This is a genomic window from Ideonella flava, from assembly GCF_051857595.1.
Lineage (GTDB): Bacteria > Pseudomonadota > Gammaproteobacteria > Burkholderiales > Burkholderiaceae_C > Ideonella.
Genome location: NZ_JBPZHD010000001.1, coordinates 225,064 through 250,487, shown reverse-complemented (window position 1 = coordinate 250,487; position 25,424 = coordinate 225,064). Strand labels below are relative to the sequence as shown.

28 protein-coding genes are annotated in these 25,424 nt (G+C 67.4%); 10 read left to right on the top strand and 18 right to left on the bottom strand.

Annotated features, from left to right (window positions below; all coding sequences use genetic code 11):
• Nucleotides 1–27 precede the first annotated feature (27 nt).
• Nucleotides 28–549: an FKBP-type peptidyl-prolyl cis-trans isomerase gene (locus ACS5PM_RS01195; protein WP_439384564.1), complete on the bottom strand. Its 522-nt coding sequence runs from the start codon at nucleotides 547–549 to the stop codon at nucleotides 28–30.
• 37 nt (nucleotides 550–586) lie between these two features.
• Here ACS5PM_RS01195 and ACS5PM_RS01190 point away from each other — a divergent pair, with 37 nt between their 5' ends.
• From ACS5PM_RS01190 to ACS5PM_RS01180, 3 genes are all read left to right on the top strand, one after another.
• Nucleotides 587–1,714 carry a cupin domain-containing protein gene (locus ACS5PM_RS01190; RefSeq protein WP_439384562.1) on the top strand — a complete coding sequence of 376 codons (1,128 nt, stop codon included), beginning with the start codon at nucleotides 587–589 and terminating at the stop codon, nucleotides 1,712–1,714.
• Nucleotides 1,715–1,718: 4 nt separating this feature from the next.
• Nucleotides 1,719–2,234 carry a hypothetical protein gene (locus tag ACS5PM_RS01185; protein ID WP_439384560.1) on the top strand — a complete coding sequence of 172 codons (516 nt, stop codon included), beginning with the start codon at nucleotides 1,719–1,721 and terminating at the stop codon, nucleotides 2,232–2,234.
• Between the two features lie 178 nt (nucleotides 2,235–2,412).
• On the top strand, nucleotides 2,413–2,616 hold the full coding sequence (locus tag ACS5PM_RS01180) for a hypothetical protein (protein WP_439384558.1): 204 nt from the start codon (nucleotides 2,413–2,415) through the stop codon (nucleotides 2,614–2,616).
• Nucleotides 2,617–2,759: 143 nt separating this feature from the next.
• On the opposite strand, the gene bamC is transcribed toward ACS5PM_RS01180, so the two are convergent.
• The 4 genes from bamC to ACS5PM_RS01160 form a co-directional block, all read right to left on the bottom strand.
• Complete coding sequence (gene bamC, locus ACS5PM_RS01175) at nucleotides 2,760–3,887, bottom strand: NlpB/DapX family lipoprotein (protein WP_439384556.1); 1,128 nt, start codon at nucleotides 3,885–3,887, stop codon at nucleotides 2,760–2,762.
• A 91-nt stretch (nucleotides 3,888–3,978) separates the two neighbouring features.
• Entirely contained in the window at nucleotides 3,979–4,860 is an 882-nt protein-coding gene (gene dapA, locus ACS5PM_RS01170; protein WP_439384554.1) for a 4-hydroxy-tetrahydrodipicolinate synthase, read from the bottom strand.
• Nucleotides 4,861–4,929: 69 nt separating this feature from the next.
• The gene (locus ACS5PM_RS01165) at nucleotides 4,930–5,475 is read right to left on the bottom strand and encodes a class I SAM-dependent methyltransferase (protein ID WP_439384552.1); all 546 of its coding nucleotides are present in this window, start codon (nucleotides 5,473–5,475) and stop codon (nucleotides 4,930–4,932) included.
• 158 nt (nucleotides 5,476–5,633) lie between these two features.
• Entirely contained in the window at nucleotides 5,634–6,866 is a 1,233-nt protein-coding gene (locus ACS5PM_RS01160; RefSeq protein ID WP_439384549.1) for an MFS transporter, read from the bottom strand.
• A 95-nt stretch (nucleotides 6,867–6,961) separates the two neighbouring features.
• Here ACS5PM_RS01160 and ACS5PM_RS01155 point away from each other — a divergent pair, with 95 nt between their 5' ends.
• From ACS5PM_RS01155 to ACS5PM_RS01125, 7 genes are all read left to right on the top strand, one after another.
• Nucleotides 6,962–8,932 carry a DNA topoisomerase IV subunit B gene (locus tag ACS5PM_RS01155; RefSeq protein WP_439384547.1) on the top strand — a complete coding sequence of 657 codons (1,971 nt, stop codon included), beginning with the start codon at nucleotides 6,962–6,964 and terminating at the stop codon, nucleotides 8,930–8,932.
• A gap of 105 nt (nucleotides 8,933–9,037) precedes the next feature.
• Nucleotides 9,038–9,583 (top strand): GNAT family N-acetyltransferase, encoded by a 546-nt coding sequence (locus tag ACS5PM_RS01150; protein ID WP_439384545.1) that lies wholly within the window; start codon nucleotides 9,038–9,040, stop codon nucleotides 9,581–9,583.
• The gene (locus ACS5PM_RS01145) at nucleotides 9,580–10,293 is read left to right on the top strand and encodes a lytic transglycosylase domain-containing protein (RefSeq protein ID WP_439384542.1); all 714 of its coding nucleotides are present in this window, start codon (nucleotides 9,580–9,582) and stop codon (nucleotides 10,291–10,293) included. The genes ACS5PM_RS01150 and ACS5PM_RS01145 overlap by 4 nt, the downstream gene beginning before the upstream one ends.
• Before the next feature lie 69 nt (nucleotides 10,294–10,362).
• Nucleotides 10,363–12,690 (top strand): DNA topoisomerase IV subunit A, encoded by a 2,328-nt coding sequence (parC, locus tag ACS5PM_RS01140; RefSeq protein ID WP_439384540.1) that lies wholly within the window; start codon nucleotides 10,363–10,365, stop codon nucleotides 12,688–12,690.
• 173 nt (nucleotides 12,691–12,863) lie between these two features.
• Nucleotides 12,864–14,702: an FAD-dependent oxidoreductase gene (locus tag ACS5PM_RS01135; RefSeq protein ID WP_439384538.1), complete on the top strand. Its 1,839-nt coding sequence runs from the start codon at nucleotides 12,864–12,866 to the stop codon at nucleotides 14,700–14,702.
• Nucleotides 14,699–16,549: a 2-oxoacid:acceptor oxidoreductase subunit alpha gene (locus ACS5PM_RS01130; RefSeq protein ID WP_439384536.1), complete on the top strand. Its 1,851-nt coding sequence runs from the start codon at nucleotides 14,699–14,701 to the stop codon at nucleotides 16,547–16,549. The genes ACS5PM_RS01135 and ACS5PM_RS01130 overlap by 4 nt, the downstream gene beginning before the upstream one ends.
• Nucleotides 16,546–17,601, top strand: a complete 1,056-nt coding sequence (locus ACS5PM_RS01125; protein ID WP_439384534.1) for a 2-oxoacid:ferredoxin oxidoreductase subunit beta — start codon at nucleotides 16,546–16,548, stop codon at nucleotides 17,599–17,601. Before ACS5PM_RS01130 ends, ACS5PM_RS01125 begins: the two co-directional genes overlap by 4 nt.
• A gap of 18 nt (nucleotides 17,602–17,619) precedes the next feature.
• Here ACS5PM_RS01125 and ACS5PM_RS01120 read toward each other — a convergent pair whose 3' ends face one another.
• From ACS5PM_RS01120 to ACS5PM_RS01060, 13 genes are all read right to left on the bottom strand, one after another.
• Nucleotides 17,620–18,072 carry a nuclear transport factor 2 family protein gene (locus ACS5PM_RS01120; protein WP_439384532.1) on the bottom strand — a complete coding sequence of 151 codons (453 nt, stop codon included), beginning with the start codon at nucleotides 18,070–18,072 and terminating at the stop codon, nucleotides 17,620–17,622.
• 15 nt (nucleotides 18,073–18,087) lie between these two features.
• Entirely contained in the window at nucleotides 18,088–18,411 is a 324-nt protein-coding gene (locus ACS5PM_RS01115) for a hypothetical protein (protein ID WP_439384530.1), read from the bottom strand.
• Nucleotides 18,393–18,989, bottom strand: a complete 597-nt coding sequence (locus ACS5PM_RS01110; protein WP_439384528.1) for a hypothetical protein — start codon at nucleotides 18,987–18,989, stop codon at nucleotides 18,393–18,395. The genes ACS5PM_RS01115 and ACS5PM_RS01110 overlap by 19 nt, the downstream gene beginning before the upstream one ends.
• Nucleotides 18,970–19,407: a GNAT family N-acetyltransferase gene (locus ACS5PM_RS01105; protein WP_439384526.1), complete on the bottom strand. Its 438-nt coding sequence runs from the start codon at nucleotides 19,405–19,407 to the stop codon at nucleotides 18,970–18,972. The genes ACS5PM_RS01110 and ACS5PM_RS01105 overlap by 20 nt, the downstream gene beginning before the upstream one ends.
• A gap of 37 nt (nucleotides 19,408–19,444) precedes the next feature.
• The gene (locus tag ACS5PM_RS01100; protein ID WP_439384524.1) at nucleotides 19,445–19,864 is read right to left on the bottom strand and encodes a PaaI family thioesterase; all 420 of its coding nucleotides are present in this window, start codon (nucleotides 19,862–19,864) and stop codon (nucleotides 19,445–19,447) included.
• A gap of 37 nt (nucleotides 19,865–19,901) precedes the next feature.
• Nucleotides 19,902–20,285: a hypothetical protein gene (locus tag ACS5PM_RS01095; RefSeq protein ID WP_439384522.1), complete on the bottom strand. Its 384-nt coding sequence runs from the start codon at nucleotides 20,283–20,285 to the stop codon at nucleotides 19,902–19,904.
• A gap of 24 nt (nucleotides 20,286–20,309) precedes the next feature.
• A complete protein-coding gene (locus ACS5PM_RS01090) occupies nucleotides 20,310–20,936 on the bottom strand; it encodes a LysE family translocator (protein WP_439384520.1) in 627 nt (208 codons plus the stop codon).
• A 16-nt stretch (nucleotides 20,937–20,952) separates the two neighbouring features.
• On the bottom strand, nucleotides 20,953–21,603 hold the full coding sequence (locus ACS5PM_RS01085) for a GNAT family N-acetyltransferase (RefSeq protein WP_439384518.1): 651 nt from the start codon (nucleotides 21,601–21,603) through the stop codon (nucleotides 20,953–20,955).
• Nucleotides 21,604–21,910: 307 nt separating this feature from the next.
• Nucleotides 21,911–22,444: a GrpB family protein gene (locus ACS5PM_RS01080; RefSeq protein WP_439384515.1), complete on the bottom strand. Its 534-nt coding sequence runs from the start codon at nucleotides 22,442–22,444 to the stop codon at nucleotides 21,911–21,913.
• A gap of 259 nt (nucleotides 22,445–22,703) precedes the next feature.
• Nucleotides 22,704–23,078: a GNAT family N-acetyltransferase gene (locus ACS5PM_RS01075; RefSeq protein WP_439384513.1), complete on the bottom strand. Its 375-nt coding sequence runs from the start codon at nucleotides 23,076–23,078 to the stop codon at nucleotides 22,704–22,706.
• Between the two features lie 175 nt (nucleotides 23,079–23,253).
• On the bottom strand, nucleotides 23,254–23,676 hold the full coding sequence (locus ACS5PM_RS01070) for a hypothetical protein (protein ID WP_439384511.1): 423 nt from the start codon (nucleotides 23,674–23,676) through the stop codon (nucleotides 23,254–23,256).
• A gap of 137 nt (nucleotides 23,677–23,813) precedes the next feature.
• Nucleotides 23,814–24,188, bottom strand: coding sequence for a hypothetical protein (locus ACS5PM_RS01065; RefSeq protein ID WP_439384509.1), 375 nt, complete (start codon nucleotides 24,186–24,188; stop codon nucleotides 23,814–23,816).
• 391 nt (nucleotides 24,189–24,579) lie between these two features.
• Nucleotides 24,580–25,113: a hypothetical protein gene (locus ACS5PM_RS01060; RefSeq protein WP_439384507.1), complete on the bottom strand. Its 534-nt coding sequence runs from the start codon at nucleotides 25,111–25,113 to the stop codon at nucleotides 24,580–24,582.
• Nucleotides 25,114–25,424: the final 311 nt, after the last annotated feature.

Here is a 25,424-nt window from a genome sequence, read left to right as displayed (position 1 = left end):
GGCCTGGACAGCCGCGCAGGCCTGCGATCAGTGCAGCGGCTCGTCCGGCGGCGCACCGTCCAGGACCGAGAAGGGCGAGTCGCCCACCGAGCCGGCGCCGACCTCATCGACCGTGGCCGGCCGGACGTCGAGCACCTTGAGCTTGATGCGCAGGGCCATGCCGGCGAGCGGGTGGTTGGCGTCGAGCACCACGTGAGAGGGGTAGACCTCGGTCACGGTGTAGATCAGGTCATCCGGCATGCCGGTGGTGCTGGCGCCGTCGGGCAGGCCTTCGAACTGCATGCCTGGCTCGACGCCCTCCGGGAACAGCGAGCGTTCCTCGTAGCAGACGAGTTCGGCGTTGTAGTCGCCGAAGGCCTGCTCGGGCTCGAGCTGCAGCTGGGTCTCGAATCCGGGTTGCTGGTCGGCGAGCGCTTCCTCGACCTTGGGCAGCAGATCGGTTCCGCCGTAGAAGAACTCGACCGGCTCGTCGAGGTCGTCGATCAGTTGGCCCTGTGCGTCTGTGAGCGTCCAGACCAGCGTCACGACGCAGGGGGAGGTGATGTTCATCAGGGGATGATCGCATAGGCTGAAAGACAATCCGTCGATGGATATCGACCGCAGACTGCCCCTCCTGGGCCAACTGTCGCCGCGCCAGTTCATGCGCCGGCATTGGCAGAAGACACCCTGCCTGATCCGTCAGGCGGTGCCCGGCGTGCGCTCGCCGATCGAGCGAAACGCACTTTTCGAGCTCGCGGGGCGTGACGACGTGGAATCGCGGATCGTCGCCCAGGCGGGCGAGCGCTGGACCCTGCGGCACGGGCCGTTCAAGCGGCGCCAGATCCCGCCCCGCAGCCGGCCCGGCTGGACGCTGCTCGTTCAGGGCCTGGATCTGCACGTGCCGGCGGCAAGGAGCCTCCTCGACGCTTTCCGCTTCCTGCCGGAGGCGCGGATGGACGACCTGATGATCTCCTACGCCAGTGATGGCGGCGGTGTCGGGCCGCACCTGGATTCGTACGACGTCTTCCTCTTGCAGGTCAGCGGACGGCGGCGCTGGCGTGTCGGCCCGGTGCGAGATGCTTCACTCGTGCCGGACATGCCGGTCAAGCTGCTGGCGAACCTCCACCCGACCGAGGAATGGCTGCTCGAGCCCGGCGACATGCTGTATTTGCCGCCGCGTTGGGGCCACGACGGCGTGGCCGTCGGAGACGACTGCATGACCTGCTCGATCGGCTTTCGAACCCCCACGCCCACCGAACTCGCGCGTGACGTGCTGCAGCGCCTGACCGACGCCCTGGAGGCGCCCGGCGACGAGCCGCACTATCGCGACCCGGCCGGCGCGGCGACGGCGACTCCCGGCCTGATACCGCAGGCCTTGCAGCACTTCGCGCAGAAGGCGGTCGTGCAGGCGCTCAACGATGCCAACAGCCTGGCCTGCGCCTTGGGCGAGACCCTGACCGAGCCGAAGTCCATCGTCTGGTTCGATGGCGGCGGAACGCTGGGCCAAGGCCAGGGCGTCCGCCTGGACGCACGTACGCGGATGATGTATGACACCCACCATGTGTTCATCAACGGCGAGTCGTTTCGGGCTTCGGGCCGCGATGCGCGGTTGATGCGGGCGCTGGCGGACGAGCGCATGCTCGCTGCACGCGCGGTCGCCCAACTCGGTGGCGATGCATTCGAATTGCTGGCCGACTGGGTGGAGGCCGGGTGGATTCACGGCACGGACGACTGACGAAATGGATGCAAGCGAAGATCTCCTTCTGAAGGCTGCACCAGCCGGATTGATCGGTTCCCGAACAGAATTCCAGGGCGCGGTCCGGGCGCTCATTTCGAGTGCCTGCGACGGCGGTATTCGTCATATGTGGTGGGTATCTCCGGACTTCAGCGAATGGCCGCTGGACGAGCCTGCGACCATCGAATCCCTCACCCATTGGTCGCGCATGCCCGGGGCCAGGGTGAGCTGGCTGGGGCAGGACTTCGAACACGTCAGGCGGACCATGCCGCGCCTGACCCGATGGCGCCAGGTCTTCTCGCACCTGATCACATGTCGCTCGCCGGAGGGGGTGTCCGGCACGGACATGCCCAGCTTGCTGGTCGTGGATCACCGCCTGGCGCTGCGGCTGCTGGACCGCGAGCGGGTGCGCGGCTGGCTTCGGCATGACGCGGCAGACGTGCAGCACGCGCACGAGCAGATCGATGCTATTTCGCAACGATCCAGCGAGGCCTTCCCTGCCGTCACACTAGGACTCTAGGGATCACCCTAGGCGTGGGTATAATGTAAGGCTAGGCACAGGAAGCAACCACCTGGAGTATCTCGAGTGCTCGAGGGTTCATGGCGAGTTTCCTGGTCTGTCTCGAGGAGGAGGCGCGCGCGAACAGCGAGCTTCCAAAATTACCGGTAATTGTTCGACTCTTAGTTTGAGGACATTCATGAACAAGTCGCTCCTGTTGGCTTCCCTGATCGCTGTCGCTGTGCTGGCCGCTTGCGGCAAGAAGGAAGAGGCTGCTGCCCCGGCTGCGCCCGCTCCCGCTCCGGTGGCCTCGGCTGCCATGGACGCTGCTTCGTCCGCGATGCCCGCCGCCTCGGAAGCTCCCGCCGCTGCTGCCGCCGCTTCGGAAGCTGCCAGCAAGTAATGGAGCCTTCGCCCAGGGCTTCGCGGCCTTGGGCGATGCCAACGACAAAGCCGCCTGCGGGCGGCTTTGTCGTTGGTGCTGTCCGCAAAGTTCCAAAAGAAAAGGGCCGCGCGATGCGGCCCCTTTTCATGGCGAGGCGAAGTTCAAAGCTTCAGCTCGTCGACCAGGAGCGAAACGATCTTCTGGGCATTGGCCGAGTTGTCCGGCTGGCCCTGGTAGTTCAGGACGCTGACGACGGTGCCGGTGCCTTCGGCCTTGACCTGGATGCGATAGCGGTTGAGTGCCTTGGCCGCCTGGTCGTCGCTGCGGAACCAGCGGGTGAAGAAGTTCGGTTCGTCCTTGGCGGCTTCCTTCGTGTCGATGAAGCGGACGAAGTAGAGCCCCTGGTTGCGGTCGCGGTCTTCCACGGTGAAGCCGCCCCGGTCCAGTGCCAGGCCGATACGGCGCCAGGCACGCTCCAGTCCATCGTCGACCTGCAAGGCCGCGCCCGGCTGGCCGCTCAGGACGCGAGCCTTCAATGGCGCCGTCGACGTGGTGGCGGCCACTTCGGTGCGCGCCACCTCGTCCTTGGCGCCCAGCGCGATCATCAGGCGAGTGAGCATCTCGCGCTCGAGTTGAGAGTCCGACGGACGGGCGACCCACTGGACCGTCCCCGTGGCTTCACGGCCGATGACCCGCTCTTCGATCCCGTGGTGCGTGATGTAGACCTCGGTGCCGTTGCTGCCGCGCTCGACCCGCATCATGAAGCGGTCGCGTTCGCCGGAATCGAAGACGTTGGTCAGCACCGAACCCAGGGTGCGCCGCACCAGGTCGTTAGGCAGCTTGGCGCGGTTTTCGGCCCAGTCGGTTTCCAGCGTGCCCGCCTCGGCGTTCTCGCGCGATATGACGAAGCCCAGGTCCAGCCAGAACTGGCGGGCACGGGGCCACACCTGCTCGGGAGCCTGGCTGGTGACGATCCAGCGGTCATCGCCGGCGCGTTCCAGGTGGGCGTCGCCAGCCTGCTGCACTGCGATCGTGGGAGCGGTGGGGCTCGGGGAGGAGGTGCGTGCCGCCGGGGTGCCGAGAGTGCTGGCGCTGATCGAGCCGCCTTGCGGTTGATACCGGCCGTCGCGGGCCAGCGGCGTGAGGTCGGGCGGCACCTCGAGCATCGGGCCCTTGGCGGCGCCGCTGCGGTAGTCGATTGCGTCCTTGCCCGGGGTCGTGTCACCGAGGAACGAGCAGCCGCCCAGGCCGACGGCCATCAGCAACACGGCGGCGCGCATCGGCGTCATTGCGAATACGGATTTCTTGGAATGCATGTCGTCTCGCCAGCAGCCGCCGGGGCGGGCCGTTTCAAGGGTTCGTGAGGGGAAGGGCGGAAGCTCAGACAAGGCCGCAGTCGCGCAGCGCGCCACCCACCAGTGCCTGGCCCGCTTCGGTCAGCTCGACCAGCGGCAGGCGGACACCCGGGCGGCAGCGGCCCAGTTGCGCCAGTGCCCACTTGGCCGGTGCAGGACTCGGCTCGCAGAAGAGTTGGCGATGCAGAGGCAGCAGGCGCAGGTGGATCTCGCGGGCGCGCTTGACGTCGCCTTCGATCGCCGCCATGCACATCTCGTGCATCAGGCGCGGAGCGACGTTGGCCGTGACGCTGACATTGCCCTGGCCGCCCAGCAGCATGAGCGCGACCGCGGTGCCGTCGTCTCCCGAGTAGACGGCGAAGCCCTCGGGGACATGCTTGATCAGCCAGGCGGCGCGCTCGATGCTGCCGGTCGCCTCCTTGATGCCGATGATGCCTGGCACCTGGGCCAGGCGGATCACGGTGTCGTGCTGCATGTCCGCGACCGTTCGGCCGGGCACGTTGTACAGCACCATCGGGATGTCCACCGCCTCGGCAATCGCCTTGAAGTGACGGTAGATCCCCTCCTGCGAGGGCTTGTTGTAGTAGGGAACCACCTGCAGCGTGCAATCGGCCCCGACGTCCTTCGCGAAGCGCGACAGGTTGATCGCCTCGGCGGTGGAGTTCGCGCCCGCGCCGGCCATGATGGGCACTCGGCCCGCCGCGTGGTCGACCGCAACGCGGATGATCTCGCAGTGTTCTTCCACCGACACGGTGGCCGATTCGCCCGTGGTGCCGACGACGCCGATGCAATCAGTGCCTTCGGCGATGTGCCAGTCGATCAGGGCGCGCAGCGCCGCATAGTCGACGCTGCCGTCCTCATGCATCGGCGTCACCAGCGCGACGATGCTGCCAACAATCGGTTTCATCAGGATTCCTTGCAAGCCGACGATTTTAGCCGCCCCTGGGGGAGGGAAATTTCTCCCCGCCCAACGGGTTTACACGGCGCAAAGATGACGGGCCACCGGTCCTGGGGCGTCCCGCACGGCGGCGATGCGCTGGACGAAGCGAAGCGGCTCGTCCGCCTGCCCGCATTCGTAGGCCACGACGGCGAGCCCGTCCGCGGCCGCTGTCAGCTCGCCCGGCTGTAGCAGGAAGTCGGGCCGGGATGGCCTGCCGAGGGTCTCCTGCCCGGCGGCGAAGGTTTCGTAGAGCAGCGCTCCGCCCGGCGCGACGGCCGCGACGATGGCCGGCAGCAGGGGGCGCCAGAGGTAGTTGGTGACGACCACGGCGTCGAAGCTTCGCCCGCCCAGCGGCCAGGGCCCGTTCTCCAGATCGGCGACGATGACCTCCGCCAGGGACTGCAGTGGCGCCACTGCGGCCTGGTCACGGTCGACAGCCGTCACACGAAAACCCTCACTCGCCAGCCAGCGCACGTGCCGACCGCTCCCGCAGGCCAGATCCAGGACGCTGCCGCCGGGCCGGATGAGGTGGGCCCAGCGAAGCAGCCAGTCGCTGGGGCGGGGCAGGGCGTGGTCGGGCATGGTCAAAAGCAGGCCCAGACCTGGTTGGCCAGGTCCAGCACGGCGTGCGGGTTGCGGTAGGCCAGGAACACCAGCGCCAACGCGGCCACCGCTGCCACAACGCCCACCGCCCGCACCCAGGGCCGAGAGGGCTGGACAGGCTGCAAATCCGCCATGGCTCAGACGACCACCGGCCGCGGCGCCACGCGTGGAATGGGTGTCTCCCGCACGGGCATGTTCGCCAGGGCGGCGAAGATGCCCAACGCGATCGAGATGTACCAGACGATGTCGTAGCTGCCCGTCAGCCCGTACAGCCGGCCGCCGAGCCAAGCGCCCATGAACGAGCCCACCTGGTGGCTGAGGAACACGATGCCGCCCAGCATGGACATGTACTGGACGCCGAAGATCTGCGCCACGACCGCATTGGTCGGCGGCACGGTCGACAGCCAGAGGAAGCCCATCACCGAAGCGAAGACGTAGACGCTCGCCGGGCTGACCGGAACCAGCAGGAAGACCGTGATGACCACCGAGCGCGCGAGATAGATGGCCGACAGGATGTGCCGTTTGGCCAGGCGCTGGCCGAGGACGCCGGCGGTATATGTGCCGAAGACGTTGAACAGGCCGACCAGCGCCAGAGCCGTGGTCGCCACGTCCGGCGTCAGGCCCTGGTCCTTCAGGTAGCTGGGCAGGTGGACGCCGATGAAGACCACCTGGAAGCCGCAGACGAAGTAGCCGGCGGTCAGCCAGCGGAAGCTCGGGTAGGCAAACGCCTCTTTCAGGGCGGCACCGATGCTCTGGTGGTGCGCGCCGGCCTGCGTGGTGCCGCGGGGCTCGTGCAGGCCGAAGGCCAGCGGCACGATGGCCAGGGCGGCGCAGCCCAGCACCAGCAGGGCGCTCTGCCAGCCCCAGCTGCCTATCAGCCAGTTCTCCACCGGCACCATGAGGAACTGCCCGAAGGAGCCGGCCGCCGCGGTGATGCCCATGGCCCACGAGCGGCGCTCCGGCGCCACGTTGCGGCCGATCACTCCGTACACGATGGCGTAGGTGGTGCCGGACTGCGCTATGCCGATCAGCAGGCCGGTGGACCCGGTGAAGGCCAGGCCGGAGGTGGACAAGGCCATGCCGACGAGGCCCAGCGCGTAGGCCAGTGCGCCGATCACCAGCACGCGGAAGGCGCCGAAGCGATCGGCCAGCATGCCGGCGAACGGGCCGGCCAGGCCCCATGCGATGTTCTGCACAGCCAGCGCGAAGGCGAAGGTCTCGCGCGTCCAGCCGCGGTCCATCGTGATCGGCTGCAACCACAGCCCGAATCCGTGCCGTATCCCCATCGACAGGGTGACGACGGCAGCGCCGCACATCAGCACCTGGGTCATCGACAACTTGGCGTCAGCATTCGGTGGGGTGGCACTCATCCGGAGAATTTACCGGAAGAATATTTGCCATATGTTTCATGAGGCCGAAGGATCGTCAGGGGTGGGCCGGGTGTCTTCCCTAAAATCGCGCCCCTATGGCTCAGACACCCGTCAACTACGGCGAAGCGTCGATCCGCGTGCTCAAGGGGCTGGAGCCCGTCAAGCAGCGGCCCGGCATGTACACCCGCACCGACAACCCGCTGCACATCGTGCAGGAGGTCATCGACAACGCGGCCGACGAGGCGCTCGCCGGCTTCGGCAAGCGCATCGCGGTCACCCTGCATTCCGACGGCTCGGTGAGCGTCGATGACGACGGCCGCGGCATTCCCTTCGGCCTGCACCCGGAAGAACAGGTGCCGGTGGTGGAGATCGTCTTCACGCGCCTTCACGCCGGCGGCAAGTTCGACAAGGGCTCGGGCGGCGCCTACAGCTTCTCGGGCGGCCTGCACGGCGTGGGCGTCAGCGTGACCAACGCCCTGGCCAAGCGCCTGCAGGTCGGTGTGTGGCGCGAAGGCCAGCATGCGGCACTGGCGTTCTCCGGCGGAGACGTGATCGAGCCGCTGGCCCTGCGCAAGTCGCAGTCCGGCGAGCGCAGGCAGGGCACCTCGGTGCGCGTCTGGCCGGATCCGAAGTACTTCGAGAGCGCCGAGCTGCCACGGCACGAGCTGATGCACCTGCTTCGCAGCAAGGCGGTGCTGATGCCCGGCGTGACGGTCACCCTGATCACCGAGAAGTCCGGCGAGACCCAGACCTGGCTCTACAAGGGCGGCCTGCGCGACTACCTGCAGCAGTCGCTGGCGGCCGATCCGATGATCCCGCTGTTCGAGGGCGAGCACTACGCCGACAAGGGCGAGACGGAGAACTTCGCGGAAGGCGAGGGCGCGGCCTGGTGCGTGGCCTTCACCGAAGAGGGCAACCTGCTGCGCGAGAGCTACGTCAACCTCATCCCGACCGTCGCCGGCGGCACCCACGAGGCGGGCCTGAAGGACGGTCTGTTCGGCGCGGTCAAGGGTTTCATCGAGATGCACTCGCTGCTGCCCAAGGGCGTCAAGCTGATGCCTGAGGACGTGTTCTCGCGCGCCAGCTTCGTGCTCTCGGCCAAGGTGCTGGACCCGCAGTTCCAGGGGCAGACCAAGGAGCGGCTGAACAGCCGCGATGCGCTGCGCCTGGTCTCCGCGTACGTCAAGCCGGCGCTCGAGCTGTGGCTTTCGCAGCACGTGGACCACGGCCGCAAGCTCGCCGAGCTCGTCATCAAGCAGGCCCAGACGCGCCAGCGCGCGAGCCAGAAGGTGGAAAAGCGCAAGGGCTCTGGCGTCGCCGTGCTGCCCGGCAAGCTCACCGATTGCGAGAGCCGCGACCTGACGATGAACGAGCTGTTCCTCGTCGAGGGCGATTCCGCCGGCGGCTCCGCGAAGATGGGCCGCAACAAGGAGACGCAGGCCATCCTGCCGCTGCGCGGCAAGGTGCTCAATGCGTGGGAGGTCGAGCGCGACCTGCTGTTCAAGAACAACGAGATCCACGACATCTCGGTGGCGATCGGCGTGGATCCGCACGGCCCGGCCGATTCGCCGGATCTTTCGGGCCTGCGCTACGGCAAGGTCTGCATCCTGTCGGATGCCGACGTCGATGGCTCGCACATCCAGGTGCTGCTGCTGACACTGTTCTTCCGCCACTTCCCCAGGCTGATCGAGGCGGGCCATGTCCATGTGGCCAAGCCGCCGTTGTTCCGGGTGGATGCGCCGGCGCGCGGCAAGAAGCCGGCGGCCAAGATCTACGCGCTGGATGAGGGGGAGCTGGAAGCTTCGCTGGACAAGTTGCGCAAGGAAGGCGCGCGCGAAGGCAGCTGGACCATCAGCCGCTTCAAGGGCCTTGGCGAAATGAACGCGGAGCAGCTCTGGGACACTACGCTGAACCCGGACACGCGGCGCCTGCTGCAGGTGGGCTACGGCCTGCTGGATGGCCTGGCCACCACCGAGTCGCTCACGAAGCTCATGGGCAAGGGCGAGGCGCAGGCGCGGCGCGAGTTGATGGAACTGCACGGCGACACGGTCGACGTGGATATCTAAGGCCCCCACGCTCCCTTCCGGTCGCTGCCCCCCGAGGGGGCTCTTGCAGCGGACCGGCAGAGCCGGATCCGCGCAAGCACCTTGGCTGATACAACACGAAGATTCATGACTGCTCGCGTCTCGCTTCGCCCCACGATGGTGTCGGACCTGGACGCCGTCGTGGCGATCGAGCGTGACCAGCACAACCTGCCGTTCATCACGCCCTGGGAGCGCACCCAGCACGAGGGCGCGATCCGCTTCCCGGACTTTCGCCACTTCATCGTGGAGGCGGGCGACAGCCGCGAGCGCCTGGGCTTCGTCATCCTCCAGGGTTGCCGCAACCCGCACGGCAGCGTCGAGCTCAAGCGCATCGTGCTGCAGACCAAGGGCCAGGGGCTGGGCCGGGCCTGCGTGCGGCGGCTCAAGGCCATGGCCTTCGGCGACCTGGGCGCGCACCGCTTCTGGCTCGACGTGAAGTCGCTCAACACCCGTGCCCTGGCGCTGTACGAGAGCGAGGGCTTCGTCGTCGAGGGGCGGCTGCGCGAGAGTGTTCGCATCACCAGCGATGGCGTGAGCGGCTACGACTCGCTGGTCGTCATGAGCCTGCTGGACCGCGAGTACCAGGCCCGCAAGGCCGTTGGCCTCGAAGCGCCGCTGGAGGGCCTGGCATGAGGCAGGCGTGGCTGGCGCTGGTGTTGGCCGCCGCGGCACTGCCGGTACGGGCGGAGCTGTGGGCTTACGTCGATGCAGCAGGCGTCGCGCACTTCGCCGATCGCGCGCTGGACTCCCGCTACACACCGGTCCTGAGCGGCAGCGGACAGGACGCGGCGGCAGGCGAGCACGTCCCCGGCAAGACGATGACGCGCAGCAAGCTGCTGACCTGGCTGGAGTTCGCGCCCGAGGTCAAGGCCGTGCAACCGCTGCTGAGGGAGGCCGAGCTGGCCACCGGCATCGACGCGGAACTGCTCAAGGCGCTGATCACCGTCGAGTCCGGCTACCGCCGGGACAGCGTGTCGCCGCGGGGCGCCGTCGGCCTGATGCAGATCACCCCGGCCACCGCCGAGCGCTACCTGACCCGCGAGGAGGTCGCCCACCGCCCGGTGGACGAGCACCTGCGCGACGCCCGCAGCAACGTCCTCATCGGTGCGCGAATGCTGGCCGACCTGTGGAGGCGCCTCGGTGGCGTGGACCTGGCGCTGGCCGCGTGGAACGCCGGCGAATCCCGGGTACGAGGCGGCAAGCTGCCGGCGATCGACGAAACCCGCTCGCACGTGCACATGGTGCTGGAGCTCTACTGGGCGCTGCTGCAGCAGCGCCAGCTGGGCCGGGCGCGGGCGCTGCAGCTCACCGGCCCCACGGCAGCGGGGCCCGGCACGCGCTGAACCCCTTGCGGCGCGGCGTGAGCCGCCGGTCCGCAGCGAACGAATCTCCCGAATCCCCGAAAGACCTTCATGGAACAGACTCCCCTGACCTTCGCGGCGCCCGATGGCGGCGACGGCGGCGGCCCCAACGCGATCACCCTGGCCCACTATGCCGAGCGGGCCTACCTCGAGTACGCGCTCAGCGTCGTCAAGGGCCGTGCCTTGCCGGATGTGTGCGATGGCGAGAAGCCCGTCCAGCGCCGCATCCTCTTCGCGATGGACCGCCTGGGCCTGGGCTTCACGACCGCCTCCGGGCCCAAGCCCGTGAAATGCGCCAAGGTGGTCGGCGACGTGCTGGGCAAGTACCACCCGCACGGCGACCAGGCGGCCTACGACGCCCTGGTGCGCATGGCGCAGAGCTTCAGCCTGCGCTATCCGCTGATCGACGGCCACGGCAACTTCGGCAGCCGTGACGGCGATGGTGCGGCGGCGATGCGCTACACCGAGGCGCGCCTGTCGCCCATCGCGCGCCTGCTGCTCGACGAGATCGACGAGGGCACGGTGGATTTCTCGCCGAACTACGACGGCAGCGAGACAGAGCCCCGCCTGCTGCCGGCCCGCCTGCCTTTTGCGCTGCTCAACGGCGCCTCCGGCATCGCGGTGGGCCTCGCCACCGAGATCCCGAGCCACAACCTGCGCGAGGTGGCTGCAGCCGCCGTGGCGCTGATCCGCAACGACAAGCTGACCGATGACGAGCTCTTCGGCCTGCTGCCCGGGCCGGACTTCCCGGGCGGCGGCCAGGTCATCTCCAGCGCCGCCGACATCCGCGCTGCCTACACCAGCGGCCGCGGCAGCCTCAAGGTGCGGGCCTGCTGGAAGATCGAGGACCTGGCCCGGGGCCAGTGGCAGCTGGTGGTCACCGAGCTGCCGCCGGGCAGCAGCTCGCAGAAGGTGCTGGAGGAGATCGAGGAGCTCACCAATCCGAAGGTGAAGGCCGGCAAGAAGGCGCTCACCGCGGAGCAGAACCAGCTCAAGGCGGCTGTGCTGGCCGTGCTGGACACGGCGCGCGACGAATCCAACAAGGATGCGCCGGTGCGCCTGGTCTTCGAGCCCAAGAGCCGCACGGTGGGCCAGCAGGAGCTCATCCACACGCTGCTCGCCCACACCAGCCTCGAGTCCAGCGCGCCGGTCAACCTGACCATGGTGGGCCTGGACGGCCGGCCGACGCAGAAGAGCCTGCGCCAGATGTTCGCCGAGTGGATCGCGTTCCGCCAGGCGACGGTCCAGCGCCGCTCGCAGCACCGGCTGCAGAAGGTGCTGGACCGCGTGCACGTGCTCGAGGGCCGGCAGCTGGTGCTGCTGAACATCGACGAGGTGATCCACCTCATCCGGAATTCGGACGAGCCCAAGCAGGCCCTGATCGACCGCTTCAAGCTCAGCGATCGCCAGGCCGAGGACATCCTCGAGATCCGGCTGCGCCAGCTGGCCCGGCTGGAGGCGATCAAGATCGAACAGGAGCTCAAGAGCCTGCGCGAGGAGCAGAACCGGCTGGAGGACATCCTCAGCAGCCCGACGGCCCTGCGGCGCACGATGATCAAGGAGATCGAGGCCGACGCGAAGCAGTTCGGCGACGAGCGCCGCACGCTGATCCAGGAGGAAAAGCGCGCGGTGGCCGAGGTCAGGATCGTCGACGAGCCGGTGACGGTGATCGTCAGCCTGAAGGGCTGGGTGAGGGCGCTCAAGGGCCACGAGGTGGACGTGGCGGCGCAGACCTTCAAGGCGGGCGACGAGCTCTACGGCGCCTTCCCCTGCCGCTCGGTCGACACGCTTTACGTGTTCGGCAGCAACGGCCGCGTCTACAACGTGGCGGTGGCCACGCTGCCGGGCGGGCGGGGCGACGGCCAGCCCATCACCTCGCTCATCGAGCTGGAGACGGGCACCCAGCCGGCGCACTACTTCGCCGGCGCCGGCGAGGCGACGCTGCTGCTCGCCAACACCGGCGGCTTCGGACTGCTGGCGCGCTGCGCCGACCTGGCCACGCGCCAGCGCGGGGGCAAGAGCTTCCTGGCCCTCGAGGACAAGGAGCACGTACTGCCGCCGGCCGCAGTGGCGGCGAACCATGGCCAGGTGGCCTGCCTGTCGCTGTCGGGCCGCCTGCTGGTCTATCCCCTGAGCGAGCTGAAGCTGCAGCCCAAGGGCGGCCGCGGCCTGACGCTGATGGACGTGGATGCGAAGGATCCTCTGCTCTCCGTCGCGACCTGCGGCGAGGCCTTGCGCGTGCTGGGCACCGGCCGCGGCGGCAAGGCCAAGGACGAACTGCTCAAGGGGGCGGCCCTGGCCGGCCACGTGGGCAAGCGGGCGCGCAAGGGCCACAAGGTGGAGGGCATCCTCAAGCCGATGCGGGTCGTCGCCGCCTGAGCGGCCACTTGCACCCGGCTGCACGAAAGCTTCAGTTCAACCCGGGCTTCCCCTCGGGCGGCCCGGGTCGACCACGGGAGTAGACTGGTCCGCATCCATAGGTGATCGGGGTGCGGCGTCTGCGGCGGTGATCCTGGCAGTAGCGGCCACTCCGGCAAAAGGAGACAGCGCCCGTGCTACCCACCAACGTGGCGGATCCGGCCTACTTCCACAAAGTCGTGGATTGCCAGTGGGCGTGTCCCGCCCACACGCCGGTTCCCGAATACATCCGGCTGATCGGTCAAGGGCGCTACGACGACGCCTACATGGTCAACTGGGTGTCGAACGTCTTCCCGGGCATCCTCGGGCGGACCTGCGACAGGCCCTGCGAGCCCGCATGCCGCAGAGGACGCGTCGAAGAACGCAACGCCGAGAAGCCGGAGCCGGTGGCCATCTGCCGGCTCAAGCGTGTCGCGGCCGACTTCAAGCGCAGCGAGGTGCGAGCCCGCATGCCGCGCGCTGAAGCGCGCAACGGCAAGCGCGTGGCGTGCGTGGGCGCCGGGCCGGCCTCGTTGACGGCGGCGCGCGACCTGGTCGCCCAGGGCTATTCCGTGACGGTGTTCGACGGCGACGCCAAGCCAGGCGGTTTCATGCGCACGCAGGTGCCGCGTTTTCGCCTGCCGGAGTCGGTGATCGACGAGGAGTGCGGCTACATCCTCGGCATGGGGGTGGAGTTCCGCAGCGGCCAGTACATCGGCTCGATGAAGGCGCTGCTGGCCGAAGGCTGGGACGCCATCTTCGTCGGCGCGGGTGCCCCGCGCGGGCGTGACCTGCAACTGCCCGGCCGCGAGGAGGCGAAGGAGCAGATCCACATCGGCATCGACTGGCTCTCGTCGGTGTCCTTCGGCCATGTGACCAGCGTGGCGCCGCGCGTCATCGTGCTGGGCGGCGGCAATACGGCGATGGACTGCTGCCGTTCGGCCCGCCGCCTCGGCGCGAGCGACGTGAAGGTGGTGGTACGCAGTGGCTTCGAGGAGATGAAGGCCTCGCCGTGGGAGAAGGAGGACGCGATGCACGAGGGCATCCCCATCCTGAACTACCACGTGCCGAAGGCCTTCGAGCTCGACGACAGCGGCCGGCTCGTCGGCATGCGCTTCGAGATCGTCCAGGCACGCCACGACGAGAAGGGCCGGCGCCAGCTGGTGCCCACCGGCCAGCCCGACGTGGTGCTGGGCTGCGACGAGGTGCTGATCGCCGTGGGCCAGGAAAACGCCTTCCCGTGGATAGAGCCCGACTGCGGCATCGCCTTCGACAAGTGGGGCCTGCCGGTGCTGGGGGAGCAGACGATGCAATCCACGCTGCCGCAGGTCTTCTTCGGTGGCGACGCGGCGTTCGGGCCCAAGAACATCATCACCGCGGTGGCGCACGGCCACGAGGCGGCGGTGTCGATCGACAAGTTCCTTCATGGCGAGCCGGTGGCAGAGCGCCCGCCACCGCACGTGAACCTGATGTCGCAGAAGATGGGCATCCACGAATGGAGCTACGACAACGCGGTGTCCAACGACCTGCGCTCCAAGGTGCCGTGGACCGAGGCCGAGAAGGCGCTGGCCAGCATCAAGGTCGAGGTGGAGCTCGGCTTCGACGCCGCGACCGCATTCAAGGAGGCGCAGCGTTGCCTGAACTGCGACGTGCAGACGGTGTTCACGCCCAAGCTGTGCATCGAGTGCGATTCGTGCGTGGACATCTGCCCGATGGACTGCATCACCTTCACGCCGGATGGTGAAGAGGCGGACCTGCGCGGTCGCTTGATGGCTCCGGCGCCGAACGCCGACCAGGCGCTCTACGTCGGCGCGCCGCTGAAGACCGGGCGGGTGATGGTCAAGGACGAGGACGTCTGCCTGCACTGCGGGCTGTGCGCCGAGCGCTGTCCGACCGGTGCCTGGGACATGCAGAAGTTCCTGCTGCTGACGACGCAGGCCGGCCCGGCCTGCCGCAGCCACGGTGGCCGACAGGTGGGGGTGCACGCCAAATGACTCAGCGTCTGGAAGCCGTCAACGACTTCGTCGTCAAGTTCGCCAACGTCAATGGCTCGGGCTCCGCATCGGCCAACGAGCTGTTCGCCAAGGCCATCCTGCGCATGGGCGTGCCGGTGAGCCCGCGCAACATCTTCCCGAGCAACATCCAGGGCCTGCCCACCTGGTACGAGGTGCGCGTGAGCGAGGCGGGCTGGCTGGGCCGGCGCGGCGGCGTGGACATGATGGTCGCGATGAACCCGCAGACCTGGACGCAGGACGTGGGCGAGGTCTCGCCGGGCGGCTACCTGTTCTACGACAGCACGCGGCCGCTGCCGCCCGACGCCTTCCGTCCTGACATCAACGTCATCGGGATGCCGGTGACGGCCATCTGCAATGCCACGTATGAAGATCCGCGGCAGAGGACGCTGTTCAAGAACATCATGGTGCTGGGGGCGCTGTCCGGCCTGATGGACATCGACGCGTCGGTGATCGAGAAGCTCTTTTCCGAGCAGTACCGGGGCAAGGAGCGGCTGCTGGAGTCCAACGTGCGCGCCCTGCATGCCGGGCGAGAGTTCGCGAGGGATCACCTCGGGCCGCCGCGCGGGCCGGGTCTGGGCCTGCGCGTGCGCCGCGCCGAGGCGGTGGGCGAGCAGATCTTCATCGAGGGCAACAGTGCGACCGCGCTGGGCTGCGTCTACGGCGGCGCCACCGTCTGCGCCTGGTACCCGATCACGCCCTCGTCCTCCGTGGCCGAAGCTTTCCAGAAGTACTGCGAGAAGTACCGCGTCGATGCCACCACCGGCGAACGTCGCTACGCCATCGTGCAGGCCGAGGACGAGATCGCCTCGATCGGCATGGTGACTGGGGCCGGCTGGAACGGCGCACGGGCGTTCACCGCCACCTCCGGGCCGGGCGTGTCGCTGATGACCGAGTTCATCGGCCTGGCGTACTTTGCCGAGATCCCGGTCACGATCATCAACGTGCAGCGGGGCGGGCCCTCCACCGGCATGCCCACCCGCACGCAGCAGGCCGACATCCTGTCCTGTGCCTACGCTTCGCACGGCGACACGAAGCACGTGCTGTTGCTGCCGCAGGACCCGGCCGAGTGCTTCGAGTTCGCCGCGGCTTCTCTCGACCTGGCGGACCGGCTGCAGACGCCGGTCTTCCTGATGACCGATCTCGACATCGGCATGAACCAGCGCCTGTGCCAGCCGCTGGCCTGGGACGATGAGCGGCGCTATGACCGCGGCAAGGTGATGACCGCGGACGAGCTGGCGGCCGGAAAGGAGTTCGCGCGCTACAAGGACGTGGATGGCGACGGCATCCCGTGGCGCACCTTGCCCGGGACGCATGCCTCGCTGGGGGCGTACTTCACACGCGGCACCACGCGAGATCCCCAGGCCCGCTACTCCGAGTCCGGCCCGGACTACCTCTACAACGTGCACCGGCTGCTGAAGAAGTTCGCCACCGCGGCGACGCTGGTGCCGGCACCGTTGCTCAAGCCGGCGGCGCAGAAGACCCGACTCGGAGTGCTGTACTTCGGTTCGACGGCACCCGCGATGGACGAGGCTCTGCACACGCTGGCGGGCCAGCACATCCACCTGGACGCCATGCGCCTGCGGGCCTTTCCGTTCCCGGCGAGCGTTGCCGAGTTCATCGCCGCGCACGAACAGGTCTTCGTGGTCGAGCAGAACCGCGACGGGCAGATGCGCCGCCTGCTGGTCGACGAGCTGGAGATCGACCCCAAGCGCCTGCCGGCCATCCTGCACTACGACGGCACGCCCATCACCGCGCGCTTCATCACCCAGGCCATCACCGAGCGGGTGCTCGCCCTGGCCCTGAGGCCGCAAGGAGCCCAGGCATGACCTACCTCGCCAAGCCCCGCCTGCACCACCCTTCGCTGGAGCGCAACCGCGTCGGCTACACCCGGCGCGACTACGAGGGCAAGGTGTCGACGCTGTGCGCCGGCTGCGGCCACGATTCCATCTCGGCCGCCATCATCCAGGCGGCGTGGGAGCTGGACATCGAGCCGCATCGCGTGGCCAAGCTCTCGGGCATCGGCTGTTCGAGCAAGACGCCGGACTACTTCCTCGGCGCGAGTCACGGCTTCAACACCGTGCACGGACGCATGCCGAGCGTGCTGACGGGCGCCAACCTCGCCAATCGCGAGCTGCTTTACCTCGGCGTCTCGGGCGACGGCGACTCGGCCTCGATCGGCCTGGGCCAGTTCGCCCATTCGATGCGCCGTGGCGTGCGCATGGTCTACATCGTCGAGAACAACGGCGTCTACGGCCTCACCAAGGGCCAGTTCTCGGCCACTGCGGATCGGGGCTCGACCTCCAAGAAGGGCGTGCCCAACCCGGACGCACCGGTCGACATGGTCGCCATGGCGATGCAACTCGGCGCCACCTACGTGGCCCGCAGCTTCTCGGGCGACAAGGCGCAGATGGTGCCGCTGATCAAGGGCGCCATCGCCCATGGCGGCGCCGCCTTCATCGACATCGTCAGCCCCTGCGTGACCTTCAACAACCACGCCGGCAGCACCCGCAGCTACGACTACGTGCGTCAGCACAACGAGGCGGTGAGCCGCATCGATTTCATCGACCCGGCGCCCGAGCGCATCGCCGAACCCGCGCCGGGCGAGGCCATCGACCTGCCGCAACCGGACGGCAGCATCCTGCGCCTGCGCAAGCTGCACGCTGACTACGACCCGACCGACCGAGTCGGGGCCATGGAGCATCTGCTGGCGCTGCAGGAGCGGGGCGAGATCGTTTCAGGCCTGCTCTACGTCGACCCGATGGCCCGCGACCTGCACCAGGCCCTGCGGACCTCCACGCGGCCGCTGAACGCACTGAATGAGCTCGACCTTTGCCCGGGCTCGACCGCGCTGGCAAAACTCAACGCCTCTTTGCGCTGAGCTCGCGAGTGCCGCTCTTCAAGGAGCGGCGATGGGGGTGGACTGCCCGGCCACGCACATCCAGCGTCCTTCGCGCCGGATGAAGACGTGCGAGAAGCGCGACACCGTCGCCAGTTCGCCCGTCGGCGTCCGGCCAGTGAGCCGGCCGAAGAAGACGGCCGTGTCGCCGTGCAGCTGGATCCGGATCTCGTCGGTCTCGAACTTCAGCGCCGACCCGCCCTGGTCGAACAGGCGGAACAAGGCGGTTCGATCGATCAGCTGGCCGTTGCCGGCCACTGCCATGAACTCGGGGGCGTAGATCCGGCCGAGGCTGGCGTGGTCCTTGATCCTGATCGCTTCGCGCCGCTGGTCCTCCAGGGCGATCAGCTCTTCTTCGGCGGTGGCGGCCCGTGCGGGCTGGGCCGCCGACAGCGCGGCGAGCAGGGTGATAAGGCCCGACGCGGCGTGCCGGCCTGCGATGAAGGCGGCCATGAAGGGCGCGAAGTCTCAGCGTTGGGAGGACGACGATGCCGACGAGGCCGGCAGCCCCACCTTGTTGGCCGCCTTCTCGATCGCATGGCCGGCGACCGAGGCGCCGTGCTCGACGGCGCTGGCGGCCCTGGACACGCCGCGGCCCACCGCGCTGGCCGCCTTGGTGGCGCCTCGCTCGACGGCACTCGCCGTCGCCTCCGCGCCGTGCTTGACGGCGCTGCCGACCCGCTGCGGCACCGAGGAGGACGCGGGCGCGGGAGCGGCGGCCTGCTGCGCCGCCGCCGGCAGGGCCGCCGACACCGCCGCGGCGAACAGCGCCGCTAAAACTCTGTCTTGCATTGAGCAACCTCTCGAAGAATGGTGACCTTCTCGGGCATCTCCGCCCCATCGTCGCAACGGGTCAAGGTCTGCGTGTCGGTGAAATCAAGGACCACCCGGTCGTTTTCGACGGACACCAGCATCTCGTCGTCGAGCTCGAGGTGGCGCTTCTTGGAGGCCTTGGAAAAGACGATGCGGACCGCCTGCCCGTCGTCTCGCCAGGCATCGACGCCCGAGCGGGTGGTGGTCATGATGCACCGGCGTTCGGGCTTGCCCTTGACGCCGCAGACGGTGTTCTCGAAGGTCAGCTCCTGGACCTTCCCTTCGAGCAGCTTGACCGTGGCCGTGCCGTTCTCGCAACGGCTGAATGCCTTGTAGGTACACGAATAGGAGGCGGGGGCTTCCGCACGGGCGACGGCAATGGGAGCGGCGCAGAGGGCGCCCAGCAGGGGCAGGAGGGAAGTTCTGTTGGTCATGGAACAACGGTTCGGTCGCTCACCGAAACTGCTTGCCAGGGAGCTCAAAAGATACGTGATTGCCGGGCCCCGCGCCAGCGGGGTGCCCGCCGTATCCCCAAGGTCAAGCGGCCGGATGCTCATCGTCCTTCAGCGCATGGACCATCGTGTACTTGACGTTGCCCGCCGGGAAGCCATGCAAGGCCAGCCGCACTTCGTAGCCGAGGGAGCGGTAGAGCGAAGGCGCCTGGAAGCTGAAAGTCTCGAGGTACGCCGTCCTGCAGCCGCGTGCTCGCGCCGCGGCCTCGAAGCGGCGGATCAGCTCGGCGCCCAGGCCCTGCCGGCGATGTTCCGGCACCACCCACAGCTGTTGCAGCTCGCAGCACAGGCCCCACGTCCGACCGACAGCGCCGCCGAGCACGGTGCCATCGGGCGAGCGGGCAAAGCAGGCCAGCGGCCGGACCTCATGCAGCGGAGCTGCGGCATCGTTCGCCTGGCCCAGGCCCTTGTCCACCGCCTCGGCCTCCTCGCGAGGCAGCTCGTCGTGCAGGCTGAAGTTCACTCCCTCCGCCGGCGCCGGGGGCGCGGCGCGATGCCGGTCACGTCCCTTGCCGCGCATACAGCACCATCTGGGTACACCGGAACAGGGCGATGGTCTTGCCCGTCTCGCGGTGGGTGACCGTGGCATCCCACACCTGGGTCGTCTTGCCCAGGTGGACCGCCTTGGCGACGCAGTCCACTGTCCCTTCGAGGGCGGTGCCGAGGTGGTTCGACTTGAGCTCGAGGGTGGTGAAGCCGGACGCCTGCGGCGGCAGGTGGGCCACGCAGCCATAGCCCGACGCGGTGTCGGCCAGCGTCACGACGCTGCCGGCATGCAGGAAGCCATTGGGGGCCATCAGCTGAGGTCGTACCGGCAACTCGGCCCGAAGCTCGCCGCTGCCCACGTAGGTGACCACGATGCCCAGGTGACCCGGCAGGTGGCCGATGCTGCGCTCGTTGAATTGTTCGGCGGTGATCATCCGAATAGAACCCCCACGGCTTGAGCGGCGCTGTGCATCACAAGGATCTCCACTCGTCCAGACAATGGGCCGCCAGTGCGGTCACCCAACGACCGCCTGTCGGAGCGAAGGCCAGACCGAAACGCGGGCTGACGATGAAGCCGCCCCGCTCGAACATCGATGGGTCGTGGGAGCGGATGAACGGCTCGATCGCCCCGAAGGGTATCGCCAATGGCCCCAGGTGCAACACCTCGACCCGGGTGGTCACTTCTTCCAGTCGCCCGGAGCGCTGGAAGCGGAAGACCGTGTCGCCATAGTCGAACTCCTCGAGCTCCACGGCGTTCCGGGCCTGGCGCAGCGGCACGCCGAAAGCGCGGACGAGCTCTTCCGGCGAGACTGCGAAGGACGTCCCGTCGACGCTGACGAACGGGTCGATTCTCATCGTTCATCAACGGGTCGCCAGCCTTCAGGCGCTGCGCCTGGCGAGAAGCGCCCACAGGCCCGCGGCCGACATCAGCGAGCCGCCCGCCAGGTTGAAACCCCGCTGGGCCCGTGGCGACGCAAGAAAGCCGCGCGCGGCACCGGCAAAGACCGCATACAGCGTCGCGTTGAGCGTGGCCATGACCACGAACGTGATCGCGAGGGTCCACAACTGCGGGGCCACCTCCGCGCCGGGCCGGATGAACTGCGGCAGGAAGGCGACGAAGAACACGATGCCCTTGGGATTCAGCGCCGTGACCAGATAGGTGTTCGCGAACAGCCTCCATCTCGAGGTCGCGACCGCGGGCGCCGGCAATTCGCCAGCCGAGACGCCGGCGCGCAACAGCCTGGCGCCCATGAAGAGCAGGTACAGGCCGCCGATGCACTTGACCACTGTGAACCAGAACGCCGAAGCGGACAGCAGCGTGCCGAGTCCCAGCAACGAGACGACCAGGGCGGTGGAGTCGCCCAGTGCCACCGCGGCCACCAACGGCAGATTGGCGCGCCGTCCGTGAGCCATGGAATAGCTCATGACGGCCAGGATGGTCGGGCCCGGGATGATCAGCAAGACCGCCGAAGCGGCCACGAAGGCGAGCCAGAGTTCGAGGGACAAGAAGGTCTCCTTGGTTTCAGGGACTACCAGGCCGAAGGTCGTTGCGTGGCGTGTCGGCGAGCCCGTCGGCGACTGCGGGGACCACGGCGTACACAAGGTAGTCCTGCGGCCTCCCGCGGACCATGCGGAAGTTGCGCAGCCGGCCTTCGAAGGAAGACCCGCTCTTTTGCAACACGCGCTGCGAGGCGGAGTTCGATTCCAGCGCCGTGGCCTGAAGACGAACCCACGCTCTCTGCGCGAAGCCCCAGTCCACCGCCGCCTGGCACAGCGATGTCGCCAGACCCCGGCCCCACCAGTCGGGCCGCACGCCGTAGGTCAGTTCGGCGGTGCGGTTGAGAACGGAGATGGTGTGGAATCCGACCGAGGCGACCATTTGCCGCGAAACCTCTTCACGCACCACGAAGTAGACCGGCGCTGCCGGGTCGGGCGAGGCAGAGCGGGCTATGAGCGCCAGCAGGTCCTCCGCCGACGTCACCGTCGAACTGGTATGGCGCTTGAACTCCGGCAGCACTTCGAACTTGCTCCACTCCTCGGCATCAGAGGGCACGGCGGGCGAAAGAACGTAGCCGCGCACTCGGGGAACCGAGGCGTTGCGCTCGGCTGGTTCGACAGGCTGGTGGCGCGTTTGCGGGCTGACGGCAAGTCGACCCGCGATGGGGTTCACCATGAAATGAATTGCTGATAGATGCGAGCAATCAGCGCAGAAGGCTGCGCTTCCAGTACCACGACAAGCCAAGGCTCGCCGAGCCGCAATGCTACGGGATAGGCCACGAGGGGACGGAGCCGCTGCGTATCCATCCATTGCAAGGGGCCTGGGGCGCGAACTCTCGTCGCCGTCGCCAGGATCAGGGATCTGGGGGTGCTGGACGAAGAGTTCGACCGGCCCTGGCCGAACTACAAGAGGGGGGACTCGGCGACGAAGATCATCCTCGCGCAGCTCCAGCCAGGCCCTTCAGGGCGACCTGAAGGATCTGTCATCGCGCCGGGTCGCCTTGGGGATGCCGTGCGGCGCGCAGGACCTCGGCCACGAACTCGGACTTGGCCAGGGAGTAGGCCTCCATCGATCGAGGCGTGCCGATGTCGTGTCTGCCGGCGAGTTCGCGCTTGAGCGCCTCGTACCGTGCGGCCATCTGCGGATGCGCGCGCAGATGGTCACGAAAGGCCAGGTGCTTCCACTCCTGCTCCCCCGCGGCCTCGCACAGGTGGACATGGTGCGTGCCAGGCCACTCGGCCGGCTTGTGGAAGAAGGGATACACCAGATCGAAGTCGCCCAGCGCGACGTGACGGTATCCAAGCCCAGCCAGGACAGGCACGTAGCGGCCAAAGGGCGCCAGCGAAGAGACCGAGACTTGGATATCGATCACCGGCTTGGCGGCCAGGCCGGGCACCGCAGTGGATCCGACATGCTCGATCTGCAGCGCCAAGGAACCGAAGGCGGCGCGCAGCCGCAGTGACTCTGTCTCGAAGAGGGCTGGCCAACCGGGGTCGTACGCTTGCAAGACCACCATCTTCTGATCCACGTCGCTGCTGAATGACGCGCCGCGAAGTCCGATCGCTGAGCCAGCGGCGCAGCCTATTTTGTTTTCAGCTTCCCTTTGGGCAGCACCGCCGTCGTGGGAGGAATCGGTCGGGTGGAAGTCGCTGATGACTCCTTCGGGGGACTGGTGTCCTTCTTGGGCTTCTTTGCCATCTTGTTGCTGCGCTGTTCACCTTTGGGCATGCCGAACTCCTCATGGATCGGCTCAATGTAACTCAGCCCGTGGAAGGTCAGGGGCCGACGCGCAGAACCCCGGCGCTCGACGGCCGCAAGCCGCAAGCTGCATAGAAGCGATGCAACGCCGGCTCATAGTCGACGTGCACCCAAGTCACGCCCGCATCCGACGCTTGCTGGATGGCTTGGCGAACAAGTGCTCGGCCGACACCTTGGTTCCGATGGTGCGAGTGAACACAAGTGTCAAGAATGAACGCATGCCGACCCCCGTCGGTCGCGACGTTGACAAACCCGATCAAGTGGCCATCCGCATACGCGCAGACGTGCAGCAGGCTTCTGGACAGCACCGCCTGAAATGACCGTTCGACGTGACCTTCCCAGGCGTCGGCAAACAACCGGTTGAGCGCCACGTCGGACACAGGCTCGGACACTCGAAGTTCCACAGGTTCCAAAGGGCGGCTCGTGTTCACGTGTTCAAGGCAAGGGCCTGGTTGCGCGCTGGTGCGAGTCAGTCCTCTTCGAGGCAAGTGACGACCCGCGGAACGCGAAACGCCAGTGGACTACAAGGTCCTCATGACGCCAAGGCCTGGACGAGGTTCGCGGCCTTCACTGCGGAAGCTGCGAAGGAACTTGCCGGCCGCGAGCCTTGAGGGCCTGAGAGATGCGCTCGTTCAAGGCAGCGAACTCGGCGAGAAGCTTGCTGCACTGGATCTCCGGCGCCTCGCAGAGGCTCGCGGTCTCCACGGACACCGAGCCCGTGGGGGAGTGCTTGATGGTGCGGCGGACGACAGCCGGGTAGGCGTAGTGGCCGACAGGCGTGAAGGACCACTGCGCGGCTCTCGCAGGCTCGTTGACAACGGTCCATCCATCGGCGTGAGTGACGATCACGCCGTCTCCGTCCCGTGCCTCGAGTTCCTTGAGAGCGCTGGCGACTGAGGTGAAGCCGATCGGCTCCACTGGCGGCACGGCTGTTTCCGCCATCGCAGAGGCTGCAACCAAGACCGTCAGGACGATTGGGATCGAACGCATGCCGCCAGTGTATGGGGTTGAGGGACCCGGCACGACGAACGGTTTGTGCGCCAGTGGGCAACCTCCGCCGGCAGTGAACCAACTCCACATGCCATCGTCGACTCACCACGAATCGAAGGCAACTTGTCCCTCGGAACTCAACGCGAGGTGGAGCTGATCCATTGCCTGGCGGCTTCGACCGAATCAAAGATCTCGTAGGGCGCGCTGGTGAAGCCGTAACCCTTCAGGTCGTTTATCGCGGCAATGATGTCCGGTCTGGTGGCGACGGCGGCGATCGCGATTCGCGGGTTTGTCCGCAGCGGGCCTATGTGGAGCGCAGCCATCTCGGCGGTGGCGCCATCCGTGATCTCGTAGCGCTCGACAGCGAGATAGTCCGTGATCGCATAGCGAAGATCGTCGAACCGATGGTCACCGCAGATCTCATCGAAGGATGCACGGCGCTGTGCGATCGATACGTCGCCAAAATACCGCCGGTAGACGCCCGACAGTTCCCAGGTCAGCTTGTACGGCATGGAGAGCCTCACGGGGCACTAGATTCCATTGTGCACCTGCCGAACAGGCGCTGCCTGTCGACGCGGACGCTCGACGCGTGAGACGACTGTGGCTCATCGCAAAGGGGGCCTCATCGGCATGCCCTTAGAAGAACCAGACGGTCTTGATAAGACCATCGACAACCTCGTAGACAGCCACAGCCGAATGAGTCGAGGTGGCCGGGCCCACAACTCCTGTGATGCAGAGGGGCTGGGCACCATATTCGGCGTGATGGTGGTGAAGACCGTTCAGCGGCGTAGAAGGAGGATGGCATTGTCGAGCGCGAGCGGCCTAACGTTCGACGGAAGGGCGGCCGCAAGTGGGCGACCTTTGTGATCGTCCCCCCTGACGGAGGGGTTAACCATCGCGCGGCTAGAGACCGCGCAAATCCGTGGCCAACGAGACTTCGAACGGAAGGTTGCCGGCAAGCTTTGGATACTCCGCCTCGAATCGGGATTGCGCAATGCGTGAACGGTCTTTGACTGCCAACTTGTAGGTCTTGTAGCGCCAATCGATCTGGAGATCGAGATCGCCGACATAGCAGGCCTTGCCGGCCTCGATCTTGAACGGCAGCTTGCCCCGGAACTCAGAGGAATAGGTTCCTAGATAGATGCCCCGCCATGTGTATGTCGCGGCCGGCAGCGCGATGGCCCGGAAGTTCTCCCCCGGCGACAGAGGAAGAATGGCCGAGGCCACGGTGAGGTTGGTGACATCTATCAAAGTGATCGAGACATCGGGCCGTTGACTCATGCCTGGGCTCGCATCCGAGAGGAGAGCGCGAGTGACAAGCAACCCATGCCCGGCCGGGAGAGTGGCGTCCGGGTCAATATTGGGCAGCTTCAGCGCGCTGGCGCAGCCGAAGGCGGTAAGGCAGAGTGGTGCGGAGAGGACGGTGCGGCGTTGCATTCTTCGATGGCTAACGTTCGACGTAAGGGACGTCTTGCGCCCTGGTGCAAGACGGGCGGTTTCAAAGTTCAAGTGCAACGCCGGCGATGTGGATTGACTTGAGGTCATTGAAGACCTCAGCGGGCGTTCGGAATCTCATGATCTTACGCGGCCGGGTGTTCAGAGACTGCTCGATTGAGGGCCACTGCTGGGGATCGCCCAAAGCGCGGCGTATTCGGCGTCACTTGTTGCGAAGGCGAATGTCGTCTGGACACCCACGATTCCAGTCTTCCCGTACCGTAGCGAAAAGGTATCAAGCTGAGTCGACTCGG